Below are 15,864 nucleotides of genomic sequence, written 5' to 3'. Positions count from 1 at the left end.
AAGTAGGAGAAACGCAAATGATCGAATTTAAAGACGTTTCTTTAACCTATCCTAACGGACACCAAGGACTCAAAAACGTCAATCTAAAAATCGAACAAGGCGAAATGATCGTGGTTGTTGGTCTTTCTGGCGCCGGAAAATCAACGCTCATTCGCAGCATTAATCAACTCGTCAAACCGACTTCTGGTGAATTGATGGTAGACGGCAAGAACTCACTTGCATTTAATGAACGTGATCTCCGCAAAATGCGTACCGACATCGGTATGATTTTCCAAAGCTACAATCTTGTGCGACGCATGTCCGTCCTGCGCAACGTGCTTTCTGGAGCACTCGGACGAACGAGTACAGTTCGTAGTGTTTTTGGCTTTTTTAAGCACGAAGACAAACAACTAGCTCTTCGGAGTTTAGACCGAGTAGGAATTGTGGAGAAAGCTTATTCAAGAGCGGATCAACTGTCAGGCGGTCAACAACAACGGGTGAGTATTGCACGCGCACTCACTCAGAAGACGAAAGTATTCCTTGCGGATGAACCCGTGGCCAGTCTTGATCCTCCAACATCACATATCGTTATGAAAGACTTAAGGAAGATCAATCGTGAAGACAACATTACGATGATCGTCAACTTACACTTTATTGATATGGCGATGGAATATGCAGATCGTATTATTGGTATGCGTAATGGCGAAGTCGTTTTTGATGGTCCTGCATCGGAAGTTACTGAAAAAACGTTCGAAGACATTTACGGTCGTCCAATTAAAGAAGATGACAAAATGAGTGAACAAGACGAGGAGACGGCTGAAAACGAAACAGCTAGTCATAAAGAAGGTGATTCCGCTTGACGCCTGCACCGAAAATGGACAAAATTCCAATCTTACCTCGTCGTTCTAAATTAAACATTTTATCCATTCTCGCCGTAGTAGCTGGCCTCTACATTGCAGCCGCTTATTTAACAAATGCTGCACCTGACCGAATCATTAATGGATTACCACAGATTATTAATTTTGTTTTCGGAAACTTAATCCCACCAAATTGGGGCTATTATGACACAGTTGCTTCAAGTCTACTTGAAACGTGGAACATTGCACTGCTTGCAACGACGCTATCGGTCATCTTCTGTTTACCGATTGCCTTTTTATCTGCATCGAACGTGAACCCAAGCTCTATTCTTTACAATGCTGTTCGTTTTTTTATGAATGTGTTGCGTACCATTCCTGATCTCGTTCTTGCAGTAATTTTTGTCGGTCTCGTTGGACTCGGCGCAATGGCTGGTGTATATGCGCTATTCTTCTTTAGTGTAGGTATTCTTGCGAAACTTATTAGTGAGACGATTGAATCCATAGATCCTGATCCGCTTGAAGCGATTCGCTCCACGGGTGGAAATACGCTCCAAGTTATTTGGTACGGCGTTATGCCACAAGTGTTGCCTCATTACATATCTTACAGCTTATATGTATTAGAAATTAACGTACGAGCTTCAGTCGTTCTTGGTTTTGTCGGCGCTGGTGGTGTCGGTCTCATACTCAATCAACAGCTGAACTTCTTTAACTACGGGAATGTTTCTCTCATTATCATTATGACGTTTGTTGTTGTTACGTTGATTGATATGGTGAGCATTCGCTTGAGAGAGAGGATCGTCTAATGAGAGAAATCGAAATTACGAAGCCCAAAAAGCCACCAATGTATTGGGTCAAGCTCGGCGGTATTATTGCTTTCATCATTATTGCTTACTCTGTCGCTTTTACAAACCTAGATCTTGACTCAGCATTTCGCTGGGAACAAGCGTCTACGATGTTACAACGTCTCATTTTAGGTCCGTTTACCGATGCGGCGGCAATTGAGCGTATTCCTGAACTGTTTATGATGATGATGGAGACCGTCGCCATTGCTTACGCGGGTGTGCTTGCAGGCTCCATTTTGGCCATTCCATTCGCGTTCTTTGCGTCTAGAAACATCGCGAAAAGGGGATCAATTGGGGGAAAAGGCATCTTAAACGGAATCCGGTCATTCCCAGAATTGCTTTTTGCCATCATATTCGTATCCGCAGTCGGTATTGGTCCACTAGCTGGTGTCCTTGCGATTACGATCAACTCCGTCGGGATGCTCGGGAAACTTTATTCGGAAGTCATTGAATCAATCGATCAGAAGCCACTAGAAGCATTACGAGCGAGTGGCGCTGGTAAAATCCAAGTCATTTGGTACGGTGTACTACCGCAAGTACTACCTGAATTTATGAGCTATGCGTTATATCGCTATGAAATTGATTTACGATCTGCAACGGTACTTGGAATGGTTGGTGCCGGAGGACTAGGTGCCCCGTTAATTATCGCATCACGTTCAAGAGAATGGGAACAAGTCGGTATGATGTTGCTCATCATCATCGTTGTCGTCACGCTCGTAGACATTCTCAGTCGTAACATCCGAAAACGCATCGTTTAACTTCCTGAACCTAAGAAGAGTACTCTTCTTAGGTTTTTTATTCGTACGAACATCAAGTAAATGATTCGTTCATCAATGAATCAATGAAACTTTTAATCTAGTAACTTAATCTTTTACCCGCTTAAATACAAACTAAAACCTTTTTTATCCATGTAAGTTATTTACACTATGGTAAAGTAACGGTAATCCGAGATGAAATCTATGTAAATATGTAATAAAAGTTGGATAATGACGGAAACAGGTTACAATGAGATTTCAAAACGATTAAATAGCAGAATAACCCTTGTACCCCTCCGATTCTGTTGTTAAGATGCAACTTGTGGATTGAGATAACTACTAACAACCACTAGGAGGGTAACAATGAAATCTATTAGAAAGATTGCTTATAGCCTCGGTTTCACAGCATTCGCTGCGGGATTTGCTTTCATTACAGCACCTACAGCTGCAGATGCTAGTGATTTCAACACAGACCTAGAGAACAGCTCAGACGTAGAACTACTACAAGAAACGTTAATCGATAAAGGCTATTTAAATGAATCAGAAGTTACAGGGGAGTATGACAGCACAACTACAGATGCTGTACAAGCATACCAGTCTGACTTCAACCTATTAAGTGACGGCATCGCTGGCACACAAACACTCGGAGCACTTGCTGCTCTATCATTAGAAGATGAAGGCGAACTCGTTGAGGACCTTCAATCAAAACTACAAAACAAAGGGTTTGACCCAGTATATGTAGATGGAATCTTTGGTCCACGCACTGAAGAAGCCGTACGTGATTTCCAATCTGCAGCAGGTATTAGCGTTGACGGAATCGCTGGCCCTGACACTTTCGGTCAGTTAATGTACAATGACGCACCCGTTGCAAACAACAATCGCAGTGAAGAAGAACCGGCAGCTAAAGAAGAAGAGCCTGCTGAAGAAACACAATCTGAAGAAACTGTAGCTTCTGAATCCACAGAACCAACAGAATCAACTGAAAGCAGTTCATCAGAATCAGCTAGTTCTTCAAGTGAGTCACCTGAAGGCACAACAATGACAATGGAAGCAACAGCTTACACGGCTGATTGCGAAGGTTGCTCAGGAATTACTGCAACAGGAATTGACCTTCGTAACGATCGCAATGCAAACGTAGTCGCAGTAGACCCTAATGTTATTCCACTTGGTTCAACAGTTTATGTTGAAGGATACGGTGAAGCAATTGCCGGAGACACTGGTGGCGCGATTAATGGAAACAAGATCGACCTTCACATGGCAACAACTGAAGAAGCACTTAACTTTGGTCGCCAAAGTGTTGAAGTAACAGTCTTAGACTAATTCTATAACACAACCTCTGATGCCCTGTGCATCGGAGGTTTTTTTGCGTTCGAATAATTTCCGAAATCCATCTCTTTTTTTCATCGGTTTAGAAGATTCTTCGATTATACTTAGATTAACAGAATAAATCACGTTATTTTTCCTATTATTCAGAATAAATAATGTCCAGAGGTGAAATAATGGTAAAATTGATTGACAGTACAGATCGACAATTATTAAAAGCACTCCAAGAAAATGCACAAATTGCAAATGTTGATTTAGCAAAGCGAATTAATTTGTCTCCATCTGCCACTCACACACGCCGTAAGAGACTTGAGAATGAAGGAATTATTTTGAGCTACGAAACAACGATTGACCGACAAGCATTAGGGTATGACTTACTCTGCTTTATCTACATCGCAATGAATGCACATCAACGAGACGACATTACTCAATTCCAACATAACGTCACTCGTCTTCCAGAAGTATTAGAATGTCACCATGTTACCGGAGAATACGATTACATCCTCAAAGTCGTACTAAAAAATACGAATGACTTAAAGTATTTTATCGTTGAACATCTGAGCTCGTTGCCTAGTGTGACGAGAATTCAAACGACCGTTTCATACGGTGAGGTCAAGCAAACGACTGCACTACCACTCTAATTCGTAGGAGGATTACACATGAGTCAACAAGTAAAAACAGGCATGCAACATTACGTTGAAATTGGACGACAAAAGCAACAAGCCGAGCAACAATATCGAGAGAAAATGCGCAAAAAGCGCTTTGACACCATTGCTGCACACGGCATCTACAGCCTTGAAGAATCTTCTTCAAACTATGGGAGTACGATGGAGCCTCTCGTCATCTCTCCTGCCCAACATTTTGAGAACTCCGACCATCTTGAGGCGGCATTGTCTTATGCAACTCCTGCGTGGGGATACACACGTATTCATAATCCTTCGCTTCATTATTTAGAAGAAACGTTATCTCTTTTAGAAGGATACGGGTATCATGGGGAAACGAATGCAACGGTAACTAGCTCTGGGATGTCTGCCATTTTCATGGCCACTCAGCCCTTTTTAGAAAACCCGGTTCCAGGTGTGAACTTTATTGCAGATGCAAAGTGCTATGGCGGTACATTTATGTTATTTAACGAACGGTACCATAAAGAGCGGAATATCGATGTGCGTTGGATTGAGGATTCGTCTGATCTCTCTCATTGGGAACGTTCAATCGATGAACATACACGATTTCTCTATGTAGAAATGCCATCGAACCCAAGCTTAACTGTTGTCGACCTTGAAGGTTTATCAGCACTTGCTCATCACCACAATCTTCCTTTAATTGTCGATGCAACGATTGCGACACCTGCACTCATGCGCCCGCTTCGTCACGGTGCTGACATTGTCATCCATTCGTTAAGTAAAGCGATCGGTGGAAGTGGTTCAGCAATTGCTGGTGCGATTATTGCCAAGAACAACATTACGACGAAACTTGACAATGAAGACTTAAAGGCAAACTTCACAGGGTATTTAAAGCTTTGGCCAATGCGCGATCACGGACCGCATTATCACCGATGAGTGCTCATTTTCTACTCAACGACATTCGCACGCTTCGGACTCGCGTGGATGCGATGAGTAAAAACGCATTCACTGTTGCAAAGCATCTAGAAAACTTACCATCCGTAGAATCCGTTTATTATCCCGGCCTCCCATCAAACGCAGGCCACACGACAGCGAAGCGCTACATGCAACTAGTTGATCACCCTGAACAGACAAATCGTTATGGACACTTGATTAGTTTTACAGTAGCAGGAGGTGCACAGGCAACGAGAGATACACTAGATCGACTTTCGCTCATTTGGCGGGCAACCGATCTTGGCCGCCACAAATCCGTGGCTGTCATCCCTTCAATCTCTACTCATCAGCAACAAGGAGAAACGGGTCGATCACTTGCATCGATTCCAGCGAACTTAATCCGTTTATCCATCGGCATGGAACATCCTGATGATCTAATGACCGACTTAGAGCAAGCACTCCAATAAGCAGCTGTCTTATATCGTAGAAACCAGTTACTCTCTGTAACTGGTTTTTTAATTTTCTAGCACACCCATTTTCTTTTTAATTTTTATAAATTGATTGACAACAATCTGCATTTTACATAGACTAAAAACATAAACTCTATATTTCATATGAATTTAATCGGGAATAAATCGGAGGATACTAATGAGCTTAAATATTTCATTTGATCATGTGATTCACTACATTAATGACGCTCATGAGCTCAAAGATGAGTGGTTAAATAAAGGCTTTCATGCGGTTGAAGGTGGCCGCCACGAACATCGCGGTTCATACAATACACTTCTTCATTTCGGAATCGAATACATCGAATTCTTAGCCATTGATGATTTTGAACGTTTCAAGCGTGTCGGTGCACAAGATGTGAAGGATAGTCCTTTTTATGCAATCGGAGACGATCAATTCGAAGAAGGGTTCTACAAAGTGTGTATTCGAACGAGAAACCTAGACGAATTAGCTGAACGCTTCCGCAAGAAAGGACTTCAAGTGAATGGTCCTGTTCCCCTTAGCCGGAAACGACCAGACGGCACACTTCTCGAATGGTCATTATTATTTGTCGGTGACGAAACTTCAGATTTACCTTTACCATTTTTCATCGATTGGGAAGAAACAGATGACGAGCGTATCGCTGGTTTAAAAGACGCCAATGTCATTCACCCACACGAAGCCGGGAACACGTCAATTACGGGCTTTACGATGGCTGTTCACGACGCAAAACAAACGGTGAACAATTGGGCAAAATGGTTTGAGTTAGACGTAGAAGAACCTGTTTTTGACGAAACACTTAACGCGACTGTGTATACGTTAAATTTGCCAGGTGCAAAGCTGCATTTCGCCGAACCACAAGGAAATGGTCTGGTTCAAGACACGTTAACAACACGAGGAGAGCGACCATTTGAGCTACGCTTACACAATGCGAACAACGTAAGCTCCTTCACGACAAAAGGGGCACACTATAGCATCTCAGGAGGAAACAACAATGCGTAAATCAACACTGATTGTCGGTTCATTTTTATTAGCAAGCGGAGGGGTTCTTGCTGCTTGTGGAAGTGATACTGATTCTTCTGAAGCGAGTGGTAATGATACTATTCGCATCGGCTTTCAAACGGGCAATACTTTAAATGTACTTCGTGATAGCGGTTATCTCGAAGATCGTATTGAAGAAGAGGAGCTAGATGTTTCCGTAGAATGGATTGAATTTGATCAAGGTGGCGCTGTGATGGAAGCCTTGTCTACGAACAACATTGATTACGGTAATGCTGCAGATGGACCAGGAATATTCGCTCAAGCGCAAGGCCGAGAAATCCTTTATGTAGGCGCTAGCTTCCTCATGAAGAAGGCGTAGGCATTATGGTTCAAGCTGACTCTGGCATTGAATCCATATCAGACCTTGAAGGGAAAAGCATTGGAGCATTAGAAGGCGGAAATCATCATTATCTGGCTTTACTTGCACTGGAGAATGCCGGAATTGCCATTGATGATGTTGATTTTCGCTATATGGGAGACGCTTCTCAAGGGCGTGCAGCACTTGAAACAGGAGAACTTGATGCGCTTGCCTCTTGGGATCCGTTCTTCGCAGGCGTTGAACATACGCTTGATGTAACGACACTCGATGACGGGGTTACTGAATATCCGAACCGTACGTTCTATTACGCAACACCTGAATTTGCTGAACAATCACCTGAACTTGTACAGCTCGTTTTAGAAGAAACGAACCGTTCAGACCAATGGGCAAACGACAACCCTGATGATGTTGCAGAACTGCTCTCTGGCATGATCGGCATTGAGAAAGAAATTCTAGATACGGTTGTAAACCGCCGTGATTATGGCGTAGAGAATATTAATGAAGAAATTATTGCTGCGCAACAAGCACAAGCTGATGATTATTACCGATACGAACTCATCCCAGAGGAAATTGACGTTTCTGCAATCATGCCACTTGAACCTGCTTGGGCGTCTGACAACATTGAGTAAGAAGTAGGTGGCCAAAATGGCAAACACATTCCAAAAACAACTACTACCTTGGCTTTTACCGCTTGTCGTTTTGATTGTATGGCAAGTGATAGCGATGTTAGAAATTGTATCGCCAAGTTTGTTCCCGGCTCCAACGACCGTACTTGAGTCATTTTATGGCCTTGTCGTTTCAGGGACATTGGCTGAGCACATTCAAATTAGTTTATATCGTGCCTTTGTTGGTTTACTCATCGGAGGTAGCATTGGATTAATACTCGGAATATTAAACGGATGGTCAAAGTGGTCGTTTTTCACCTTTGATACATCCATCCAGATGGTGCGAAATATTCCCCATCTCGCATTATTGCCCCTTGCAATCGTATGGTTAGGAATTGGTGAGACGTCAAAGATCTTTCTCGTTGCACTTGGGGTTATGTTCCCGATCTACATTAATACGTTACACGGCATACGTAGTGTTGATCGAGGCTACGTTGAAATGGGTCGTATGTACGGCTTACGAGGGTGGCAACTATTCCGCCACGTCTATCTACCAGGCGCACTTCCTTCCATCTTCGTTGGTCTACGGTACGCATTAGGTGTAATGTGGTTAACATTGATCGTTGCAGAAACCATTGCAACGAGCGATGGACTCGGTTATCTTGCAATGAATGCACGTCAATTTATGCAAACAGACATTATTATCGTCACAATTATTATTTATGCGCTGTTTGGTAAATTGGCCGATATGATTGCTCAGGTCGGTGAAAAGAATGCCCTTCGTTGGCATCCAAACTATCGGAAATAGGAGGAGCTGTTTTGACGAACTCAACAAGAGAACACGGTGTCAGAATTAACGTCTCACAACTCCAAAAGTCATTTGGAGACAACGAGGTTTTAAAAGATGTCAATCTCACCATAGAAAAAGGTCAATTTATCGCGATTGTCGGAAAGAGTGGTAGTGGAAAAAGTACGCTCCTACGCCTTGTTGCCGGACTTGAACAACCGACAAGTGGTGCGCTATTGTTTGATGATCAAACGATTAAAAAAACAGATGCGAGTGTCACGATGATGTATCAAGACTCGAGACTGCTTCCTTGGAAAACCGTCATCGATAACGTAGGGCTTGGTCTTAAAGGTGACTGGAAAGACCGAGCACTTTCCGTGCTTCAAGCAGTCGGACTTTCCGAGTTTCAAAAAGAGTGGCCTGGCACGCTGTCTGGTGGTCAAAAACAGCGAGTTGCTTTAGCAAGAGCGCTCATTCGTGAGCCCGATTTGCTTATACTCGATGAACCACTTAGCGCACTGGATGCACTAACACGAACGGAAATGCAAGATCTGATTGAACAGATTTGGAGAGACAATCAGTTTACGTCTCTCCTCGTTACCCACGACGTTCGCGAAGCAGTTAAGCTTGCCGATCGAATTGTATTAATTGAAGACGGTGAGATTACGCTCGACCTTGAGAACCCGTTGCCAAGACCTCGAGATGTCACCGACGAACGACTTGTTGCACTTGAAAAACAAGTCACAAGCAGAATACTCGAAGAAGAACCTTTAACAAGCCATTGAGAGATTCCCCTCTCAATGGCTTTTGTTTGTTCAGGTGGAAGTTGCTGAATTTTAATAGTAGTAATGCATACAGGTCTCTATGCTCTTTTTCATATTCTATAAAAAGTGACTAAGAACTAGATTCGACATAACGCTACGATATACCCGCATATTTTCTCCTGTTATTGTAACAACTTACTAATACTTAAGCATTAAAAAAGTCCTCATATCCCTTTAATACTTCTTAACTAGCTACACTTAAATATTATTTGATTTTTATGAATGTTATACTATTTATCTATCATCTCAAGGAGGGGTTTTTATTGAAAAAGAAGGCGGTCTCATCGATTACGAGCGCAGCAATGATCAGTTCTCTCGTCTTAATGAACGTGCAGTCTGCATCCGCAGAAGAGCAATCGGTTCCTGTAGACTTAGCAGAACACGGAATGGTCTCAAGTTCACACGACCTCGCCACGCAAATTGGTCAACAGTTTTTAAGCGAAGGGGCAAATGCCGTTGATGCGGCGGTAGCGGTTCAGTTTGCATTGAATGTTGTAGAACCACATATGTCCGGAATCGGTGGTGGCGGATTTATGATGGTCTATGACTCAAACACGGGTGAAACGACGATTGTTAACAGTCGTGAGCGCGCTCCACTTGGCGCCACTCCAGATATGTTCCTTGACGAAGACGGGAACGTCATTCCTTTTGCAGAACGTTCAACAAGCGGTCCAGCGGTCGGCGTTCCTGGAACGTTAGATGGGGTAAATGCTGCACTTGGAGAATGGGGTAGCTTCGAATTAGAAGAACTCATTCAACCTGCAATTGATTTAGCTGCAGATGGCTTCCACATTGATCGTCAACTTGCTGATGCCATTTCTAATAATCAAACGAAGTTGCTTAACAGCACAGCTAAACACGTATACTTACCCGATGGCGAACCTTTAGAACAGGGAGATTTTATCATTCAGGATGATCTTGCTCATTCACTTAACCTCATTCAAGAGCATGGTCTTGATGTGTTTTATCATGGTGAAATTGGAGATGCGATCGCAGAAACCGTCCAAACATATGGTGGCACGATGACCACAGACGATATCGCACGTTTCAACTCAACGATTGAACAACCGGTTTGGGGAGAATACCACGACTACTCTATTGCTAGTATGCCTCCACCGAGTTCAGGCGGCCTCACCTTACTACAAATGCTTTCTATCCTAGATGGCTTTGATATTGGACAATATGATCCAAGAGACCCGATGCGCTATCACATTCTAGCTGAAACGATGCGTCTGGCTTATGCAGACCGTGCTGAATACATGGGTGATCCAGAGTTTGTTGAAGTCCCATTCGACGGGTTGTTGCACCCTGAGTACATCGAGCAACGTCGCGACCTTATTCCACTTGATCGCTCTTCAGAAAACGTCGAAGCTGGAGATCCTTGGGCTTTTGATGATCGTGAAAAAGGAGACCTTGTTAGTCAGTATGAAGATCAAGACGGAATGGGCGAAACCACTCACTTCACGGTCACGGACGCAAATGGGAACATGGTGAGCTACACGAGTACGATTGAATCCTTGTTCGGCACCGGAATTATGGTCCCAGACTATGGAATTATGCTTAATAATGAATTGACCGACTTCGATGCTGTACCAGGCGGTGCGAATGAAGTTCAACCAAACAAACGCCCTCTCTCAAGCATGACGCCAACGATCGTTTTTGATGGTGAAGGCGAACCTGTCATGAGTGTTGGCTCGCCTGGTGGCCCTCGTATTATCAATGCCGTATTCCAAGTCATAACCAACGTTCTTGATCACGGAATGACCCTTGAAGAAGCCGTTGACGAACCGAGAATTCATAGCATGGGTGCGAAAGACATTACGTACGAAGATACGATTCCAACTTCTGCAATTCGTACTTTAGAAGAATGGGTCATGAATTCAACACACAAATGGCAATTGGAAACGTCCAAAGCATCCGAGTTACGAGCGAAGGCCTTTATGAAGGTGTTGCGGATAAACGCAGAGACGGTGCCTCACTCGGACTGACTGTTGATGCAACGTCCATGCGTTCTTTAGTACGTGAACTAGAAGCAAACGAGGAGATCAAAAGCACTGAAGTGGCTGATGAACTTTATCGTGATCTTTCCGTCATTCGCCTGTTCCAACTGCACGGATTCACACGTGAAATCGTGAGCCATACCGAAGCCTTTCAAGACACAATCGATGCCCTTTATGAAGAAGAAGAATTATCATTTAAAGTACATCGTATGCTTCACGCACAAGCATCCATCATTATTCATTACGCATAGAACTTCCCTTCGTCCACTTTACTTGTTGTAAAGTGGACGACTTACGTAGTAAACATGAATTGGCATCTGTTGCTAAAATTCCCTATAATAGAGCAATACATGTTCGAAGGGGTGAGGCACATGTTCCGCACAAAAAAATTACCATTACAATTTCGAGTCATGATTTATGCGATGGCGATGCTATTTGGCACCATTTTATTAGGCGGAATATTTGTAGCCTTCTCACAAGCTCAACAAGCAAGACAATCCTTAGAAGATCAAGTGTTGTTGAGCGCTAGTCACCTTGCAGAAAGTCCTATGGTTGTTGAAGCGTTGCAAGCTGACTATGCTGATGAATCACTCCGTACAATGCTTCAGAAATTACGTGTTGAAAATGACCTGCTTTACATAGTCGTTGTCGACATGACAGCTACACGCCTCACACACCCTAACCCATCAGAAATTGGGGAATTGTTTGTTGGTGATGATATCTCGGATGTGTTAGAAAATGGACATACATATACTTCTGAATTCGAGGGAACTTTAGGACCTTCTTTACGTGCATTTACACCCATTTACAATCATATAGACGAACAAATCGGAGCCGTTTCTGTCGGTATTTCGACCGATCGCGTGGATGCTTATGTATCTGACCACTTAAGCTCACTCTTTATCAGTATTGGCATTAGCTTAATGATCGGAACAATTGGATCTTTTCTTCTTGCTAAACGTATTAAACAAACGCTCTATGGCATGGAACCAGAAGATATTGCTCATCGTCTCAAAGAACGAGAAGCCATGCTTTCAAGCGTGCAAGAAGGGGTCATCGCAACAGACCAAAGCGGTATGATTATCGTAGCAAATGCTTCTGCAAAAGCGACCTTTCATTCAAATCTAATCGGATTGTCAATTTATGATGCTTGGCCTGACCTACCAATTCAACAGCAATTAGAACATCAACAAATGGCAAAAGACGAGTTGCACCGTTATCAATCAACCGAAATGATTACAAATCGAATTCCTGTCATTGTGAATGAATCAACAGTAGGTACATTGGTTACGTTTCGAGATAAAAGCGAACTCGATCATTTATTAGAAAGGCTTGCAGGTGTTGAAAATTACGCTCAACAATTACGCATGCAAACACACGAATTCATGAACAAGCTCCATATCATTGGCGCAATGGTGTATACAGAATCTTATGGTGAACTTGAAGAGTATATCGAGACACTTTCAACATCCTATCAAGCTGGTGTTAATGAAGTTGGCAAATATGTGAAAGACGTAACGTTGGCAAGCTACCTTTCTAATCAATTGGAACGACTTCATCAATCAGGTGTTCACATTACTGTTACTGGCGAAGGGACTTGGCCTGAACTGCACTATTCGAGTCAATTGGACACTTGGATTACCGTCATTGGAAATGCATTAAACAACGCCTATGACGCCATAAATCAACAAACCAATCGAGAAATCACACTACGATTCTCAACTGAAAACACAAACCTCGTGCTTGAAATTAGTGATAACGGTAATGGGTTTACGAATGAGCAATTATCAACCTTTAAGCAACAAGGATTTTCTACAAAAGGTCTTGACCGAGGGTTCGGACTAACGATCATGCTAAACGCCATTGCTATAGCCAACGGCACGTATGAATTTGATAGTTTAGTAGGTAAAGGTACGACGTTAAACGTAAAAATTCCATATAAGAAAAAGGAGGATTAACGATGTATTCTATTGGAGCCATCGATGATGAGCCGTTAATTATAAAGTTCCATGAGCTTTATACCGAAAAAGTAGATGGCTACGTTTGGAAAGGTTCTGCAAACACATTGTCTTCAGGAAAAGAAATGATTTTAAACAAAAAACTGGATTTATTATTGTTAGATATTTACTTGGATCAAGAGAACGGACTTCAATTATTACAGTTCATACGTAACGAGAACATTGACCTCGACGTCATCTTGATTACCTCGGCAAATGATATGGAATCCATCACGCTCGGAAAAAGGTATGGAGCTATTGATTTTCTAGTGAAACCTTTTACTTTTGAACGTTTCAAAGAAGCACTAGAGCGTTACCAATCCTTTCAGAAACTTGCAAAGCCGTTAAATCAACAAACGGAAATTGATCAACTTTTTCATGACCAAAGACTCGAAGGACACTTACCTAGAGACCTTCCAAAAGGGATTACAAAAGAAACAGCAATACGCGTTCTCCATGCTTTTAATGACTGTACAAGTTGGTTAACTACCGCCCAACTCTCGGAACAAACCCAGATCTCTCATGTTTCATTGCGAAAATACTTACGTTTCTTTAGCGAAACTGGTTTGCTTTCTAAGGAAGTGATGTACCAGGCTTCCGGTCGACCTTTACAACAATATCAACTTACAAGCAAAGGAGAAGAAATAAAACAAAATGGTTTCATTTAATTAAAAAAGCTAGTCGAAACATGTCTAAATATGCAAAATATAAGTAAGCGTTTTCAATGTACATCGTGGGGGGATATTCTATGAAAGCAACCTTTATAACGACATGGAACAGTTTATGGAGACAGCACAATCGCACGAAAGGTCTCCTTAATATTTTCTCTTATAAAAAAGACATCGACAAAGCTGCTGAACAACGTAAGACCAAAGAAGAAGCAGCCACGAAGAGTAGTTCCGAACCACCATCATCTCCTAATCAACCAAAGCAAGCATATTCAAAAGCCCAAATGATCGGACTATTACTCGGTCCAACACTGTTTATTCTTACAATGGCTTTCTTCAATCCAGAAGGTCTAGCTTCAGAAGCAAGGGCTGTACTTGCGGTAACATTATGGATTGCGACTTGGTGGGTCACTGAAGCCTTACCGATTCCAGCAACTTCATTACTGCCTTTGATCTTATTGCCCACTACTGGCGCTCTAGAAGGAAGTGCTGTTGCTTCTTCATACGGTGACGATGTAATCTTCTTATTCCTCGGTGGTTTCTTTATTGCTACAGCTATGGAAAAGTGGAACTTGCATAAACGAATGGCTTTATTAATTATTTCTCTAATTGGAACGAGCACACAAAGAATTTTGCTAGGATTTATGGTAGCTACCGGATTTATCTCAATGTGGGTGTCTAATACCGCAGCAGTTATGATGATGATTCCGATGGGACTTGCAATTACCGCTCAAGTAGCTTCTGCATTAAAGGACAAGCCTGAGGAAAAAGACTTTCCAAAATTCGAAAAGTCCCTTATTTTCGGTATTGGATATGCAGGTACGATTGGTGGCGTAGGTACACTTATTGGTACACCACCAAATATTATACTTGCTGGACAAATGCGCGAAATTTTTGGAATAGAGATTTCATTTGCTACTTGGATGTTATTCGGTATTCCAGTTGTTGCAATTATGCTCCTCTTCACATGGTTCTACCTTGGTAGAGTGGCCTTCAAAACTGAAATCAAATCACTACCTGGTGGTAAAGCCGTTATTCAAGATGAGCGCAAAAGCTTGGCAAGACCTCTTACGAAGAATGGATGGTAGGAATTGTTTTCCTATTCGCCGCTTTTATGTGGGTGACACGCTCTTTCTTCTGGGATTATGAAAATGGATCATCTTAAATATTCAAGGTTTAAGTGATGGACTAATTGCAGTGCTCGCTGCTGTATTACTGTTCTCCATCCCGGCAAGTCGAGCAAAAGGCGGTCGCATTCTAGTCTGGTCAGACTCAAGAGACATCCCTTGGGGGGTATTGTTACTCTTTGGTGGTGGTCTTGCGATCGCACAAGGATTTACTGCGTCAGGATTATCAGACTGGCTCGGCCAACAGCTTACGGTTCTAGATGGATTTAATTTACTCATCATTATCGCTGCTGCTACAATCTTCATCATGATTTTAACCGAGATCACATCGAATACTGCTACAGCTACAATGATTTTACCTGTAGTTGCTGCACTGGCAATTGCTCTCGACGTTCACCCATTCGCACTCATGATTCCTTGTGCAATGGCTGCGAACATGGCATTTATGCTCCCTGTTGGTACACCACCAAATGCCATTATGTTTGGAACGGGAAAGCTGAAAATAATTGAGATGGTAAAAACAGGATTCTTTGTAAACATTGTTGCCACCATAATCATTATCTTCGGTGTCTACTATGCTGTACCTCTCGTTTGGGGAATTGATTTAACAAGCTTCCCTGCCTCACTTCAATAAATACTGGGTTCTCCCTACTATGGGAGAACTCTTTTTCTTGGCAGAAGCACGAACTATCGTCATA

General features: G+C 42.5%; 14 protein-coding genes and 2 pseudogenes. All 16 read left to right on the top strand.

From position 1 onward, the window contains the following. The first annotated feature begins 17 nt into the window (after positions 1-17). The 16 genes and pseudogenes from phnC to JCM19038_RS07075 all read left to right on the top strand — a co-directional run bounded on the left by phnC (position 18) and on the right by JCM19038_RS07075 (position 15,800). Positions 18-839, top strand: a complete 822-nt coding sequence (gene phnC / locus JCM19038_RS07140) for a phosphonate ABC transporter ATP-binding protein (RefSeq protein WP_042416122.1) — start codon at positions 18-20, stop codon at positions 837-839. After that, on the top strand, positions 836-1,639 hold the full coding sequence (gene phnE, locus JCM19038_RS07135; protein WP_238554315.1) for a phosphonate ABC transporter, permease protein PhnE: 804 nt from the start codon (positions 836-838) through the stop codon (positions 1,637-1,639). The genes phnC and phnE (JCM19038_RS07135) overlap by 4 nt, the downstream gene beginning before the upstream one ends. Next, complete coding sequence (gene phnE, locus JCM19038_RS07130) at positions 1,639-2,436, top strand: phosphonate ABC transporter, permease protein PhnE (RefSeq protein WP_081831670.1); 798 nt, start codon at positions 1,639-1,641, stop codon at positions 2,434-2,436. Before phnE (JCM19038_RS07135) ends, phnE (JCM19038_RS07130) begins: the two co-directional genes overlap by 1 nt. A 360-nt stretch (positions 2,437-2,796) precedes the next feature. Continuing rightward, on the top strand, positions 2,797-3,753 hold the full coding sequence (locus JCM19038_RS21690; protein WP_042416119.1) for a peptidoglycan-binding protein: 957 nt from the start codon (positions 2,797-2,799) through the stop codon (positions 3,751-3,753). A 179-nt stretch (positions 3,754-3,932) separates the two neighbouring features. Then, positions 3,933-4,397 carry an Lrp/AsnC family transcriptional regulator gene (locus JCM19038_RS07120; protein WP_042416116.1) on the top strand — a complete coding sequence of 155 codons (465 nt, stop codon included), beginning with the start codon at positions 3,933-3,935 and terminating at the stop codon, positions 4,395-4,397. Positions 4,398-4,415: 18 nt separating this feature from the next. Continuing rightward, on the top strand, positions 4,416-5,315 hold the full coding sequence (locus JCM19038_RS24315) for an aminotransferase class I/II-fold pyridoxal phosphate-dependent enzyme (RefSeq protein WP_052361207.1): 900 nt from the start codon (positions 4,416-4,418) through the stop codon (positions 5,313-5,315). Next, positions 5,276-5,779: a PLP-dependent transferase gene (locus tag JCM19038_RS24310; RefSeq protein ID WP_152549358.1), complete on the top strand. Its 504-nt coding sequence runs from the start codon at positions 5,276-5,278 to the stop codon at positions 5,777-5,779. Before JCM19038_RS24315 ends, JCM19038_RS24310 begins: the two co-directional genes overlap by 40 nt. Positions 5,780-5,960: 181 nt before the next feature. Then, on the top strand, positions 5,961-6,800 hold the full coding sequence (locus JCM19038_RS07110) for a VOC family protein (protein ID WP_042416113.1): 840 nt from the start codon (positions 5,961-5,963) through the stop codon (positions 6,798-6,800). Next, positions 6,793-7,158, top strand: coding sequence for a hypothetical protein (locus JCM19038_RS23425; protein WP_238554314.1), 366 nt, complete (start codon positions 6,793-6,795; stop codon positions 7,156-7,158). Before JCM19038_RS07110 ends, JCM19038_RS23425 begins: the two co-directional genes overlap by 8 nt. Positions 7,159-7,163: 5 nt before the next feature. Then, positions 7,164-7,787, top strand: a complete 624-nt coding sequence (locus tag JCM19038_RS23420; RefSeq protein WP_238554313.1) for an ABC transporter substrate-binding protein — start codon at positions 7,164-7,166, stop codon at positions 7,785-7,787. 16 nt (positions 7,788-7,803) lie between these two features. Then, positions 7,804-8,571, top strand: a complete 768-nt coding sequence (locus tag JCM19038_RS07100) for an ABC transporter permease subunit (protein WP_042416110.1) — start codon at positions 7,804-7,806, stop codon at positions 8,569-8,571. Between the two features lie 11 nt (positions 8,572-8,582). After that, positions 8,583-9,335 carry an ATP-binding cassette domain-containing protein gene (locus JCM19038_RS07095; protein ID WP_042416105.1) on the top strand — a complete coding sequence of 251 codons (753 nt, stop codon included), beginning with the start codon at positions 8,583-8,585 and terminating at the stop codon, positions 9,333-9,335. Positions 9,336-9,592: 257 nt separating this feature from the next. Next, positions 9,593-11,625 (top strand): annotated as a pseudogene (gene ggt / locus JCM19038_RS07090) (gamma-glutamyltransferase). Between the two features lie 120 nt (positions 11,626-11,745). Further along, the gene (locus JCM19038_RS07085; RefSeq protein WP_042416103.1) at positions 11,746-13,332 is read left to right on the top strand and encodes an ATP-binding protein; all 1,587 of its coding nucleotides are present in this window, start codon (positions 11,746-11,748) and stop codon (positions 13,330-13,332) included. Positions 13,333-13,334: 2 nt separating this feature from the next. Continuing rightward, a complete protein-coding gene (locus JCM19038_RS07080) occupies positions 13,335-14,039 on the top strand; it encodes a response regulator (RefSeq protein WP_042416100.1) in 705 nt (234 codons plus the stop codon). A gap of 80 nt (positions 14,040-14,119) precedes the next feature. After that, positions 14,120-15,800: pseudogene (locus tag JCM19038_RS07075) on the top strand (SLC13 family permease). Positions 15,801-15,864 lie beyond the last annotated feature (64 nt).

The organism is Geomicrobium sp. JCM 19038 (assembly GCF_000698125.1).
Lineage (GTDB): Bacteria > Bacillota > Bacilli > Bacillales > Marinococcaceae > Geomicrobium_A.
This window is presented reverse-complemented; position numbering and strand designations above follow the sequence as displayed.

Coding starts and splice junctions, on each gene's coding strand:
- JCM19038_RS23425 (WP_238554314.1), top strand. CDS start 6,793: ATGCGTAAATCAACACTGATTGTCGGTTCATTTTTATTAGCAAGCGGA.
- phnC (WP_042416122.1), top strand. CDS start 18: ATGATCGAATTTAAAGACGTTTCTTTAACCTATCCTAACGGACACCAA.
- JCM19038_RS07080 (WP_042416100.1), top strand. CDS start 13,335: ATGTATTCTATTGGAGCCATCGATGATGAGCCGTTAATTATAAAGTTC.
- phnE (WP_081831670.1), top strand. CDS start 1,639: ATGAGAGAAATCGAAATTACGAAGCCCAAAAAGCCACCAATGTATTGG.
- JCM19038_RS24315 (WP_052361207.1), top strand. CDS start 4,416: ATGAGTCAACAAGTAAAAACAGGCATGCAACATTACGTTGAAATTGGA.
- JCM19038_RS21690 (WP_042416119.1), top strand. CDS start 2,797: ATGAAATCTATTAGAAAGATTGCTTATAGCCTCGGTTTCACAGCATTC.
- JCM19038_RS23420 (WP_238554313.1), top strand. CDS start 7,164: ATGGTTCAAGCTGACTCTGGCATTGAATCCATATCAGACCTTGAAGGG.
- JCM19038_RS07110 (WP_042416113.1), top strand. CDS start 5,961: ATGAGCTTAAATATTTCATTTGATCATGTGATTCACTACATTAATGAC.
- JCM19038_RS07100 (WP_042416110.1), top strand. CDS start 7,804: ATGGCAAACACATTCCAAAAACAACTACTACCTTGGCTTTTACCGCTT.
- JCM19038_RS07085 (WP_042416103.1), top strand. CDS start 11,746: ATGTTCCGCACAAAAAAATTACCATTACAATTTCGAGTCATGATTTAT.
- JCM19038_RS07120 (WP_042416116.1), top strand. CDS start 3,933: ATGGTAAAATTGATTGACAGTACAGATCGACAATTATTAAAAGCACTC.